The organism is Herbaspirillum camelliae (genome assembly GCF_001929405.1).
In the GTDB taxonomy this organism is placed as follows: domain Bacteria; phylum Pseudomonadota; class Gammaproteobacteria; order Burkholderiales; family Burkholderiaceae_D; genus Herbaspirillum; species Herbaspirillum seropedicae.
Genome location: NZ_KV880769.1, coordinates 5,918,658 through 5,930,968 on the forward strand (window position 1 = coordinate 5,918,658; position 12,311 = coordinate 5,930,968).

The window sequence follows — 12,311 nt, forward strand, 5'->3', positions numbered from 1 at the left end:
ACGCCGTGCCGGCCGTACTGCTCGACCTGGCTGCACTGGCCATCCTTCTGCCGTCCCGGCGTGTCAGCCGGTGACGGTTTCCTCCGACTCCACCCGATTGCGCCCGCTGCGCTTGGCCTGATACAGGGCCTGGTCAGCGCGCGCATAGGCCTGTTCGAAATCGCTGCCGGCGGTGGCCCAGGCCACGCCAAAGCTGGAGGTCACCGGCCGCGCCGGCAGGCAGCCGAAGCGCTCGCCGGCGATGGCCTGCCTTATCCTTCCGGCCAGCACCACCGCTGGCTCCAGCGCCATGCCGGGCAACAGGATGGTGAACTCTTCGCCGCCGACCCGCCCGATCACGCCCACGTCATCCAGCGTGGTCCGCAACCGGGCGACCAGCTCGCGGATCACCGCGTCGCCGGTGGGATGGCCAAATTCATCATTGATGCGCTTGAAGAAATCGATGTCCAGCACCACCAGCGACATCGCCGATTTCTGCAATACCTGGTGTGCACGCTCGAACACCGCGCCGCGATTGAGCGCGCCGGTGAGATTGTCATGACGCGCCTTGTAATCAAGCTCGTCGCTCAGTTGCTGCAAGCGCGCATTGAGCTGGTTGAGCTCGCGCTCGGTACGGTCGCTGCGCGAAATGAGACGGCGGCTCTGGCGCATCAGCTGGCCGTAGTGCTGCACCAGTTCCTGCAGCGCCGTGCGGTAGGCGCTCGGATCCGGCTCAGCCATGGCCAGCACGTCGTTGGCGCGTTGCAGGGCCAGTGCTTCCTGTTCGAAGAGATCGACCTTGCTCATCCGTTCGATACCGCGTGATCGTGGAACACCAGGGCAGGAAAATCTTCCTGCAGTTCCTGGCCGAATTCGAAGATGGTGTCGTCATCCTCGTCGTGGTACCAGTTGAGGATCACTTCGGTGCCCGCCTCGGCCTTCTCGTTGAGAGCGTCGAAGAGGGAAAACAGCATCTTGGTGCTGGAACTGTTGAAGTAGGCCAGCGCCACATTGACGGTAAGCGGCGCGTCGGCGCTGTCATCGGCCAGGAAACGGCGCAGCGTGGCGATGATCTCGCCCCAGAACTGGGCCGCATTCTCGGGATAGGATTCGCCCTTGAGTGAAAGCTGGCGCTGCTCGAAGCGGAAATCCACCTCGGGTGAACTGGCGCTGGCAGCGATGAAAAGATTGTCCATGATGTCGTGTCCGGAATAGGCTGGGCCGTCGCGCAGGCTGCCTCAGATGGTGGCCCGCAGGTAGAAGGTCTGTGCGCCATCAGACTGGGGGGCGGAGAATTCGAAGTCCAGCGGCGCGCTGGCGTCACGCGCCACCGTCAGGAAACCCAGGCCCGCGCCCTTGCTGTCGACGGGCGTCTCGGCACGCAGCATTTCCTTGTAGGCCGACTTGATCTCTTCATTGGTCAGCGAACGCAGATGCTCCAGCTTGGCGCGCAGCTTCTCGGCCATGTCGGCATCGACCGGGTTGGCGCAGTGCAGGTAGTAGTGTTCGTCGGTCTGGGTGATGAAGACCGCGCCGTGGCGCATGGATGGCTCGGTGACCTTGCCTTCCTTCGCGTGCAGGTCGGCCGAATAATGGACGATGTTCTGCGCCATCTCGATGAAGGAGGAAAACAGCTTGCGCCGTGTCTGACCCACTGCGCCAGTGTGCTCGGCGCGCAGCTTCACGGCCTCGGCCATGGCGGCGATGATGGTCTGGGAAAAATAGCCGACATAGTAAAAAATGATGTCGCGCCGGGCTACGTAGCTGTGCAGTTCTGTCCACTCTTGCTGGATGCCGTTCATGCCTGTACCTCATGCTGGCTGGAGAAGGCGCCGCCGATGCGGGCGCCGAAGAAGCTGATATCGTCGCGGCGGCGCTGCGCGCCCTGGTAGTCGCGATGCACATCCATGAGCGTGCGGCCCAGTTCGGTCAGCGGCAGGCGGCGGTATTCCAGCAGCGTGCGGCGCAGCCTCTGCTTGCCAAACGCGATGTGCTTGGGGCCGCCGATCTGGTCGATGATGCCATCGGTGCAGACGAACACCATGTCGCCATCGGCCACGGGCAGACAATGGTTGCTCCATTGCATGTCCTCGGGCGTATCGACATAGCCCAGCCCGACACGCTTGCCGTCGACCGTCTGCACCTGCTCGTCTGCTGCGGGCAGCAGGAACAGGGCCATCTTGGCGTTGGAGCAGGTCAGCGTGCGGCTGGCGCTGTCGAACCAGAAGAAACAGGCGTCCATGCCGTCATCCGATTCCGAGGGCTTGTCCTGCGCGCCATGCTGGCCCAGCACGCGTTTCATGCTGCGGTTGACTTCCTGCATCAGGCGCGCGGGATCGCGCGGGCCGTGCAGCTCCAGCGCCTGCTTGAGCGCCGAGGAGGCGATCAGGGTCAGGAACGCACCCGGCACGCCATGACCGGTGCAATCGGCCACGGCGGCGAACCAGCCCTGCGCATGCTGTTCGAAATGGTAAAAATCGCCGCCGACCACGTCACGCGGCTCCCAGATCAGGCAGGCATCCTCCAGCGCCGCCCCCATGGCCGCGCGCGAGGCGCTGAGCATGGCGCGCTGGATCACGCTGGCGTAGTCGATGCTCTGCATGACCTGGCGATTCTTTTCCACCTGCAGGTCCACCAGCTCGCGCATGAGGGCCAGGCCTGAGCCCAGCCCATTGAGCTGGCCCTGCTCGACGATCATGAAACCGTCGGCCAGGGTCTTGTCGCCCGAGGCCACGGCCAGCGCGCCCAGGGTTTCGATGGGCGTGTCGGCGTCGACGATGAGGGGGTCCTTGTCCATGAAGGCGATGCAGCTCTTGCGTTCATAGAGTTCACGATGGTAGGGCTTGGACATCTGCGACATGAAGATATGTCGACTGATGAGCCCGATGGGACGCTGCTGTTCCACCACGGGCAGGCTGACCAGTTCCTTGTGCTGGTCGAAGATCTCCAGCACAGCGGCATTGTTCTGATCGAACTGGACGACCGGCACCTGCACCGCCAGCGCCCCCGCTGTCGGTTGGAACAACTTGCTCCCTGTCGCCGGAGTCAGGCTGAAATGACTTTCCACAGTGCTCGCCCGCGTCGTGATTTTTGGATAGAGGGCGGATCATATTTCATTCCTGTGACAGCAATGTGACGCTGTTGAGCGACAAAGCTGGACGATAGACGAGACGCACAGTCTCATTCAACGCCGCCAGCAGCAGGTGTGTGTGCTACCATTTTTCGGTGAGCTTGTGGACACGCGGGCGTCAGCCGCCCCCACAGGACAGATGATATGGAACGCGGCCCACCTCGGTGGGCCGTCTTCTTTTCAGGCCCGATCAACCACACCGGCTCATCTTCAGCCTCTCCGTCATCATCGTCAGTGAGCCACTGCGCCCACATCAGGGTGCGGGACTACAGACCCCGGCGCGCGCCGCTCCTACCATGAACGATCACTACATGGAGGACAGCATGAGCAAAACCGAAATCGACGCCCTTCCAGCCCAGCACCAATCCCACCAGCCCGGCAGCGAGCAACAGATGGAGCCGCGCCCGCACAGCGCCCCGGCCGGCGAGCCAGGGCGGCGCCTGGCGGGCAAGGTGGCCTTGATCACCGGCGGCGACAGCGGCATCGGCCGCGCCGTGGCGCTGGCCTACGCTCGTGAAGGGGCGCGCCTGGCGATCGTCTATCTGGATGAAGAAGAGGATGCGCGCCAGACCCAGAAGGATGTGCAGGCCCTGGACTCCCCTTGCCTGCTGCTGCCCGGCGATGTCGGTTCGCCCGAGTTCTGCCGCAGCGCCGTGCGCGCCGTGATGGATGCCTATGGGCGACTGGATGTGCTGGTCAACAATGCGGCCCAGCAGTACCCCGCCCAGAGCATCGAGGAGATTTCCCAGGCGCAGCTGGAACACACCTTCCGCACCAACATCTTCTCGATGTTCTACATGGTCAAGGAAGCCATGCCCTTCCTCACGCGCGGCGCGCGCATCATCAACACCACCTCGGTGACGGCCTATCGCGGCAGCAAGCATCTGGTCGACTATGCCGCCACCAAGGGCGCCATTGTCGCCTTCACGCGTTCGCTGTCGCAGCAGTTGGCCTCGGCGGGCATCCACGTCAATGCAGTGGCGCCCGGGCCGATCTGGACGCCGCTGATCCCAGCCAGCTTCAGCGCCGAAGAAGTCGCCAGCTTCGGCAAGAACGTGCCGCTGGGCCGCCCGGGACAACCCGATGAGGTGGCGCCGGCCTATGTCTTCCTGGCCACCGAGGGCGCGTCCTACATGACCGGGCAGGTGCTGCATCCCAATGGCGGGGAGATCGTCAATACCTGAGCATGCCGGCGGACATGACGCGCTGCGCCGAAGGCTGCGAAGCCATGCGCAGCATGGCGTAGGCAGGCTCAGGAAAACCCCGATGGCGGCCATGTTGCCGCCGGTGCATGATGAGCTTGTCCTATGACTTGCAGAGAGTCCATCATGCACAAGACCGCCCTGATTGCCACCGCCCAGCCCGAAGTCAGCCGCGCCCTCACCGAGTGGCTGGCCATCAACGACATCGACATCCAGATCGCCAGCAACGGCAGCGACGCCATCGAGCACATCGCCTTGGACCGGCCCGACGTGGTGCTGGCCCAGTTGGCCATGGAAGGCATGAGCGGCCTGCGGCTGGCCCATTACCTCAAGGCGCAGAAGCAGCTGGCCGACGTGCCGGTGATCCTGCTATGCCGTGACGAACGCGAGATGGACCTGGTCAAGGGACAGTGGCCGGCCTTCCTCTGCGGCGGCCCGCTCCATCCCGCACTGATTTCCGAACTGAAGCGCGAGCTGGTCAACTAGTCTTGTTCACACGTCGGCGGCGGCGCCACTGCGCCACGCCGAATCCACCTCCCACCACCGCTGCCAGCAGAAGCGCTGCACTGACGGCGCGATGCCGCGCCACCCAGCCCCGCGCGCCGCGCCACGCCTGGACATACGGGAAACGCGCTGCGGCGGCAAAATCGGGCTCCACGCAGTTCTGCCCGAAGTCCGCCGAAAACGGCACTGCCGCCCCCTCCTTCACGTAGCGCCGATAAAGTTGCTCCGCGCGCGGCTGATCGTAGTAGACAAAATTCACCCCCTGGCACAGCACCGCCGCAAAGGCCTGCGAACGCGGCGGCAAGGCGTCGGCCGCCTTCATGGCGTAGTCCGCCGCCACGTCACGGTAGTGGAAGCGCTTGTAGGGCTTGGCCTCGCTGGCGGCATAGCGCTGGCGCTCGCCGTCCGTCACCAGGGGTCCCGGCAGATCGGCCTGGGCGCGGGCTTGCGGGTTGTCCGGGACGGGTCTTGATTCGTCTGCATACATGCCCATGCCCCGTCCGGCACCGCCGGGATAGCTGCCGCCATAGACGGCGAAATCCGGTCCCTGTTCGTAACCCATGATTTCCATGCCCTGGCGCCGCGCGATCAAGGCCGCTTCATACCAGCCCTGGGCGCGGCTGTTGGCGCGCCAGGCATGCTGGCCGCGCTCCAGCGCCCGGCCATAGCCGCGGGCCTTGGCGCGCAAGCGCCAGGCGTCCGGGGTTTCGCGGCCCTCGGCGTCATAGCTGCTCTGCACGAAGCGCTCGTCGCGCTCATCCGGGAAGTAGGCCAGCGCGTCCTCCACCCTGCCCTCGCGCACCAGCCGCCGCGCCAGCAACTGACGCAGGTTGTCTTCCACCGTGATGGCCGACAGGCCCACCGCAGCCCAGCGCCGCGACTGCCGGCCTTGCTGCTGCTGGGCCGCCTTGGCCACGGCTTCGGGCGCGGGCATGGGAGACGCGGGTGCATGGGCGTCCACGTAGGTCTTCAGTTCATCGACCGTGAGCACGCGCTCGGCCACATAGGCCAGGTCATTGTAGTAACCGCCATACATGCCGTAGTAGCCATTGCCCGACTGCCGCGCACTCTCGCTGGCGGCGCGATGGAACTGCGCCAGCGCCTCCACGTACTGGCCGCGCGAGAGCGTCAGCACACCCTGTTCGCCCATGAGCAGATTGGCGTTGCCCGGCTCCAGGCTGGCGTCGCTGCGCGGGAAGGCCTGCACGGCGCGGGCATAGGCTTGCACGGCGGCCTCGTTATCGCCCCGGCGCAGCGCCAGCTTGGCGCGCACCCACCAGGCCAGCGCCGTTTCCTGACGGCCCGCCAGCGACGCCGCCAGTTCATAGCGACCGGTGCGATAGGCCAGTGCGGCCACACGATCAGCGCCGTCGATCTTTTCCAGCCCGCGCCGCTTGAGCGCATCGACCAGGTTCACCAGGATAGGGCTAGGTTTGAGCGTATCGCTGCGCGCCGCATCGGCGTACCCGGAAGAACCGCTGGTGGGCGCAGTGGGATCGTAGTCGTAGCCGCCGGCCTGAGGCCCCTCGCCGACATCCCCCAGGCGCGCCAGGGCATAGGCCACCAGCAGCCTCTGCGCCACTGCGTCATCGATGAGCGCTGCGCTTCTGTCAGCATTGCCCAGGCTCCACGCAGCCAGCGCTTCCAGCGACGATTGCGCACTGGCCGATCCGCGCGCGGCCTGCTCGGCGTAGAGATGGATGGCTTGCTTGAAGTCCGCCGGGGCGATGCTCTGGCCGCAATCGCGGCCCTCGTTGAAATCGGACCAGTTGCACGATCCCGCCTCCCCCACCAGCATCAGCCGCGCCTGCTCACCATAGCTGGCCACGGCCAGTCCCATGGGATCAGCAGCGCCGGCCACCGCCAGTGCGCGCGCCTTGGTGAAGCTGGCGACGGCCTGCTCGCGCCTGCCCTCGATGGCGTGCAGGCGACCCAGCATGTAGGCCGCCCACACGGCGCGTTCGCTGGCCTGTTGCGGCGGCAGCGCCAGCACGGCCTCGAAGCGCTGGCGCGCCGCGGCCAGCGCATTGGCGCGGAAATCCTGGGCGGCGGCGGTGTAGAGACGGATGGCCGGCGGCAAGACCGCGCCGGCCGCGTAGGCGCTCTCGCCATCGGCGGCGGCGCGCATGGCCTGCAGCGCGGTCCACTGCGCCGCATCCAGCCGGCCCTTCTCGATCATGCGCAGCGAACGCGGATCATCGGGCTGACCCACCGCTTGCTCGTAGCCGCTGCCTTCATCGGCTTGCAGCTTGTCTGCGGGGCTCACCAGATGCGCGGCTTCCCAGGCGAAGGAATTGGCCGGCGTGTTGCGCAGGGCGCCGGCGCGGTCGTCCAGCAGCTGCAGCGGGAAATCCGGGCCGCAGGCCACCACCGTGGCTGCGCCCAATACCAGCAGGCCGCTGACGGCATAGGCGAGTTTCTTCATGCGGCCCATGCTGCTGTTGGCCGAGTGCTGCATCTGTTTCATCAGGATCCCATTTCCAGTGTGATATCCGGCGCGGCCCCGCCCTCGGCGCAGCGCAGCCAGCCAATGGTGCGGCTGGCGCCAGCGCGTAGCAGGCCGGCCTGGCCCAGGCGCAGGTAGCGTCCCTGGGCATCGTTTTCCAGCGTGTAGCCATTGATGCCGTCGCCATTGCAGACGTTCCCCGCTGCCGCAGCATTGTGTGCTCCGACGTTGATCCGCACACGCAAGGGCAAGGGAGCATCAGCGTTGCCCTCATTGTTCAGGCGGATGTCGCTGGGCGTATTGCCTCCCTGCCCGGCGACCAGTTGCACCTCCAGGCCTGGCTGGAGGGGCTGGCCTTGCAGCACGGCGATCCAGGTCGAGAGGCTCCAGGCGCGGCGATCATCGCCGGTCGGCAGGCGGAACCAGGTGATGCCGGCCATGCCCGCCGGCGGTGACGCCCGCAGTTGCGCCACGAAGCGCGCCATCACCTGCGGGTCCACCATCAGTTCGTTGCCCAGGCCACCGGCCAGCAGCGGGCGCTCGCTCTCCACCGCAGCGATGCGGCCTTGCGCATCCCAGCTGACCCGCGCGCCATAGGCCGGCAGCGCCACATGCCAGGGGCGGCGCGTGCGCTGGGCGTACTGGTGCAGCCAGTCCTGGGCCAGACGGGCGTCGAAGAGGCCCAGGCGCGGGTCCAGCACGGCATGCACCTGCAAGGTCGATTCATCGGCCACCGCCAGCAAGGACGCCAGCTGCGGGCTGGACAGCCAGGTCGGCAAGGCGGTCACGGCCAGGTCCAGCGGGGCCGTGCGCGTCACCTGCGCCTTGAGACTGCGCAGGAAGGCGATGTATTCCGGCAGGCGCGCAGTGGCGCAGTCGTAGTCGATCTCCAGCGCGGCGGGCTGCAGACCGCGCCGACGCCAGGCCGACAGCAGTTCCAGCAGATGGTCCTGGATGGCGGCCACGTCCAGGCGCGCCAGTTGGCCGTTGATGCGCACCGTCATCAGCAAGGGCCGGCCCGTAGCGGCCAGCGCTTCGACGTCCGGATCGATGTCGATCCAGCGCCCGGATGCGCCCAGTTCCGCCGCCAGCACGTGCCAGCGCGCCACATGCGCATTGGAAGCCGACAGCGCGGTGCGCAGCGCCGGCGTCCACTGGCGTTGCCAGATGTAGGCGTCCTGGGGCAGGCTGGCTCCCGGTGCGGGAGCGCGGGAACAGGCTGCCAGCAGCAAGGCCAGCAGCATCCAGGACAAGCCCCGGCAAATGCGTCTGCAGGAACGCTCGGGCAGAAAGGCGAAGGGCATGGTGGAAGTCGTGATCGTGTCGGCGGTCGCCCGGAATTGGCGGCATTGTACGGACCGGCCACACAAAAAGACAAGGCCCGGCGCCTTGCGGTCACCGGGCCCTACTGAGCCTGTAACAGAAGGAGCGATCAGGCCTTGTAGCCCTTGCTGCTCATCGGCACGAAGGCCAGCAGCACGCCCAGAATGGACAGCCCGATCACATACAACGCCGGACCTTGCGGGTCGGCCTTGATCCACAGCGAGATCAGCACCGGCGTGAGGCCGCCGAAGACGGCATAGGCCATGTTGTAGGCGAAGGACAGGCCGGTAAAGCGCACCGGCGGCGGGAAGGCGCGGGTGGAGACGATGGGGGTGAGCGAAATGCTGCCCACGAACAGGCCCACCAGCGCATAGCCCCACACCAGCGACTCCGGCGAGCCAGGCAGTTGGCCATAGAACCACCAGGTGGACAGGCCCAGGCCGCCCCAGCCGATGATCATGCTGGCGCGGGTGCCGATGCGGTCGCACAGCCAGCCGATGGCCAGGCAGCCGATGGTCAGCATCAGGGTGCCGGCGCAGTTGGCCTGCATCACCAGCTTGGGCGACAGGTGGTGCACGGTCTGCAGGTAGGACGGCGTCATCAGGATCACCACCACCACCGCGCCCGACAGGCACCAGGTCATGCCGGCGGTCAGCACGCTGGCGGCGCGATGCTCGCGCAGCACGGTCTTCAGAGGCAGTTCATTGGCTTCCTTGCGGCGGGCGGCCAGTTCGCGGAACACCGGCGTCTCTTCCAGGTAGCGGCGCAGGTAGACCGACACCAGGCCGAACACGCCGCCCAGGATGAAGGGAATGCGCCAGGCATAGCCGGCCACCTCGGCCGGTTCGAAGGCGCTGTTGATGAAGATGCCCATCAAGGAACCCAGCAGGATGCCGCCGGTGATGCCCGCAGTCAGCGAGCCCACGCCGAAGCTGTAACGGTTGGCCGGCACGTGCTCGGCCACGAACACCCAGGCGCCCGGCATTTCACCGCCGATGGCCGCGCCCTGCAGGGTGCGCATCAACAGCAGCAGGATGGGCGCGGCCACGCCGATGCTGGCATAGGTCGGCAAGAGGCCGATCACCAGCGTGGGCACGGCCATGAGGAAGATCGAGAGCGTAAACATGCGCTTGCGTCCGATCACATCACCATAGTGGGCAATGATGATGCCGCCCACCGGGCGCGCCAGGTAGCCGGCGGCGAAGATGCCGAAGGTCTGCAGCATGCGCAGCCATTCCGGCATGTCGGCCGGGAAGAACAGCTTGCCGACCACGGCGGCAAAGAAGACGTAGATGACGAAGTCATAGAACTCCAGCGTGCCGCCCAGGGCCGACAGGCCCAGGGTCTTGTAGTCGGAGGACGAGAGGGGACGATGCTGGGACTCGTGCAAGGCCCCGGTAAATTCAGCAGAAGTGGTCATGTTGGTTCAGTCGAAGCAAAGGCAATATCCCGCCCCGCACCGGCCGGGCGCGAACGCCAAGGCGGTGCAGCGGGCCGGAGGGCCTGCCTGATCTTTTCTGGGACGGGTGATCGCGGGCGAAGCGCCGGCGAAGGGCAGAATCAGCGGAAAACGTAAAGCGAAGAACTACGATTTAGCGTCGAAACCTGACTAAATGATACCTGAAAGCGGCAGAACTTTCGCGTTGCAGCATTTCTTGCGGCGTTTGTCGCCGTGGGCAGCATGGGAGGAGCAGCGGGATCAGGCGGCCTGGCCATCGGCATTCATCGGCCAGGGCAGGGCCGGTGCAATGCGAGCTTACGCAGGACAAAGCAAAGCCGGGCGAGCATCTGCGCTCGCCCGGTGGGCAGACCCTGTCACGAGCGCTGCGCGCTCACGGTTCCAATACGATATCGACCGAGGAATTGCGCCGCAGCATCAGGAAGCCTTCGCCATAGATGTTGCGAATCTGCATAGGCGACTCGTCCAGGGAGCGCAGTTTCTGGCGCACGCGGTAGATCAGGGCGTCGATGCGGTGGGCATCGTATTCCTCGCCGCCGGAACGCAACAGGTCGAACAACTGGCCATGCGAGACCGGATAATTGGGACTTTGCAGCAGCGCGGCCAGGGCCGTGCTTTCCTTGTCGGTGAACTGCAGGGCGGTCGCACCGTTGCTGGAGAGCCGCCCGGAGCGGCGGTTGAAGGCCCACTTCTCGGACTCCGGCGAGCTCTGGTGCGGCACGGTCTTCATGCGCCGCGCCAGCGCGGTCAGGGTGGCCGAGACTTCTTCGAGCTTCACTGGCCGGGCCAGATAGTAGTCCGCGCCATCGCTCATGCAGCGGATACGCTCTTCCATGCGCTGGGCGGCGGTGAGGACGACGATGCCCATGGACGGAAAGTGCTGCCGCAGCGAGGCCAGTTCCGGCAACAGGCTGCCGTCAGGCAAGCCGACGTCGGTCAGGAGGATGTCGGGCTGGCGACCCCTGAGCACTTCCCGGGCCTGACCCAGGGTCGCGCATACCGAGGTCTCGTAACCCAGGTCCCCCATGTGGGCGCTCAGCGAATTGCGCCAGTCGAGATCGCTTTCAACGATGAGTACTTTCATGACTTAGTGTTCCGGACGAAGCTGTTCTTATGATTGCCGGAGCATCCCCCCGTACTGATGTACGTGCATCTGGGTCAGCCTGCTGACACGGAGATGCTTTTCATAATCACAACGTTATACAGAAAATATCTGCGCATAAAATCATAAAACCTCGCAGACCCCTTACTACTGAAACCTTTGTCTGCCGCGGCTTTCAGCGCAGCAACTGTGTCACCGTGGTCAACAGGTGATCCACGGAACAGGGCTTGAGCAGAAAGGCCGAGATTTCTGGCGTGCGGGCATTGGCCGCCGGCAGGTTGGCGCTGATCAGGGCCACCGGAATATGGCCGAAGCGCTCATCGGACTTGATGTAGCGCGCCAGCTCCATGCCATCCATGCGCGGCATGCGCAGGTCGGTCAAGACCAGCGAGGGGGCTTGCGACTGCATCAGGGCGATGGCCTCCACGCCATCGCTGGCGGCCATGACCGACAGGCCCTTGTGCACCAGGATCTCGCACAACAAGTCGCGCGAGTCTGGGTGGTCTTCCACCACCAGCACGGTTTTCTGTTTGCTTCCGGACATCTTCTTCCCCCTCCCGCACGTTGTACTGGGCTCAGCGCCGGTCTTATGGACCAGGTGACTTCTTGTGGAGGATAGTGATGGTTGGCGAACAATCGCGGTATCAGGAAATTCCTGACGGGACTGACAACATTGCGCGATCACAACAGTTTCGGGCCGTACAGCCAAGGCGCGCTGCGCCGGGGTCATGCAGGGAAGAAGGGCTCAGGGAGAGCGCTGAAGAGAGGATCACGGACGCCCTGGCAGCAGCCGTCGGATCTCGTCGATCAAGCGATCGAAGAACACCGGCTTGCGCAGGAACAGGTTGTGACTGGATTGCGACAGATCGTGGCGCTCCGGCGCACCGCTGCACAGGATCACCGGCAATTGCGCCCCGCCCGGCAGGCGGCGCAGCGCCGCGCACAGCTCCAGCCCGTTCATCACCGGCATCATGCAGTCGGAGATGACCAGGTCGGGCCAGTGCTGCTGGGCCTTGTCCAGCGCATCGGCGCCGTGACAGGCAGTGATGACGCGATAGCCGTGCAGCTCCAGCAGCATGGAATAGGTGTCGGTGATGTCGACCTCGTCATCGACGATCAACAACAGCGGCAAGGCCGCCTGCGGGAGCGCTGACGCAGTGGACATG

The 12,311-nt window shown here is 65.5% G+C and carries 12 protein-coding genes; 2 read left to right on the plus strand and 10 right to left on the minus strand.

Annotated elements, in window-relative coordinates; all coding sequences use genetic code 11:
- Positions 1 to 63: 63 nt before the first annotated feature.
- Genes BGK68_RS26400 through BGK68_RS26415 form a run of 4 tightly spaced genes read right to left on the minus strand, consistent with a single transcriptional unit; the run spans position 64 to position 3,046 of the window.
- Positions 64 to 786, minus strand: coding sequence for a GGDEF domain-containing protein (locus BGK68_RS26400; RefSeq protein WP_075259516.1), 723 nt, complete (start codon positions 784 to 786; stop codon positions 64 to 66).
- Positions 783 to 1,175 carry a DUF1987 domain-containing protein gene (locus tag BGK68_RS26405; protein ID WP_013235679.1) on the minus strand — a complete coding sequence of 131 codons (393 nt, stop codon included), beginning with the start codon at positions 1,173 to 1,175 and terminating at the stop codon, positions 783 to 785. The genes BGK68_RS26400 and BGK68_RS26405 overlap by 4 nt, the downstream gene beginning before the upstream one ends.
- A 42-nt stretch (positions 1,176 to 1,217) precedes the next feature.
- Positions 1,218 to 1,781 (minus strand): SiaB family protein kinase, encoded by a 564-nt coding sequence (locus tag BGK68_RS26410; RefSeq protein ID WP_075259517.1) that lies wholly within the window; start codon positions 1,779 to 1,781, stop codon positions 1,218 to 1,220.
- Entirely contained in the window at positions 1,778 to 3,046 is a 1,269-nt protein-coding gene (locus tag BGK68_RS26415) for a PP2C family protein-serine/threonine phosphatase (protein WP_075259518.1), read from the minus strand. Before BGK68_RS26415 ends, BGK68_RS26410 begins: the two co-directional genes overlap by 4 nt.
- Before the next feature lie 386 nt (positions 3,047 to 3,432).
- On the opposite strand from BGK68_RS26415, the gene BGK68_RS26420 reads away from it, so the two are divergent.
- On the plus strand, positions 3,433 to 4,293 hold the full coding sequence (locus BGK68_RS26420) for an SDR family oxidoreductase (RefSeq protein WP_075260022.1): 861 nt from the start codon (positions 3,433 to 3,435) through the stop codon (positions 4,291 to 4,293).
- A gap of 144 nt (positions 4,294 to 4,437) precedes the next feature.
- Positions 4,438 to 4,797: a response regulator gene (locus BGK68_RS26425; protein WP_075259519.1), complete on the plus strand. Its 360-nt coding sequence runs from the start codon at positions 4,438 to 4,440 to the stop codon at positions 4,795 to 4,797.
- Here the strand turns inward: BGK68_RS26425 and BGK68_RS26430 are convergent.
- The 6 genes from BGK68_RS26430 to BGK68_RS26455 all read right to left on the minus strand — a co-directional run bounded on the left by BGK68_RS26430 (position 4,790) and on the right by BGK68_RS26455 (position 12,310).
- On the minus strand, positions 4,790 to 7,282 hold the full coding sequence (locus tag BGK68_RS26430) for a hypothetical protein (RefSeq protein WP_233149426.1): 2,493 nt from the start codon (positions 7,280 to 7,282) through the stop codon (positions 4,790 to 4,792). The genes BGK68_RS26425 and BGK68_RS26430 overlap by 8 nt on opposite strands.
- A complete protein-coding gene (locus BGK68_RS26435; RefSeq protein ID WP_233149427.1) occupies positions 7,282 to 8,565 on the minus strand; it encodes a DUF3142 domain-containing protein in 1,284 nt (427 codons plus the stop codon). The genes BGK68_RS26430 and BGK68_RS26435 overlap by 1 nt, the downstream gene beginning before the upstream one ends.
- A gap of 128 nt (positions 8,566 to 8,693) precedes the next feature.
- Entirely contained in the window at positions 8,694 to 10,004 is a 1,311-nt protein-coding gene (locus BGK68_RS26440; protein WP_075259520.1) for an MFS transporter, read from the minus strand.
- Between the two features lie 412 nt (positions 10,005 to 10,416).
- Entirely contained in the window at positions 10,417 to 11,127 is a 711-nt protein-coding gene (locus tag BGK68_RS26445; protein ID WP_075259521.1) for a response regulator transcription factor, read from the minus strand.
- Between the two features lie 193 nt (positions 11,128 to 11,320).
- Complete coding sequence (locus BGK68_RS26450) at positions 11,321 to 11,689, minus strand: response regulator (RefSeq protein ID WP_075259522.1); 369 nt, start codon at positions 11,687 to 11,689, stop codon at positions 11,321 to 11,323.
- Positions 11,690 to 11,914: 225 nt separating this feature from the next.
- Positions 11,915 to 12,310 carry a response regulator gene (locus BGK68_RS26455; RefSeq protein WP_075259523.1) on the minus strand — a complete coding sequence of 132 codons (396 nt, stop codon included), beginning with the start codon at positions 12,308 to 12,310 and terminating at the stop codon, positions 11,915 to 11,917.
- Between the last annotated feature and the right edge of the window lies 1 nt (position 12,311).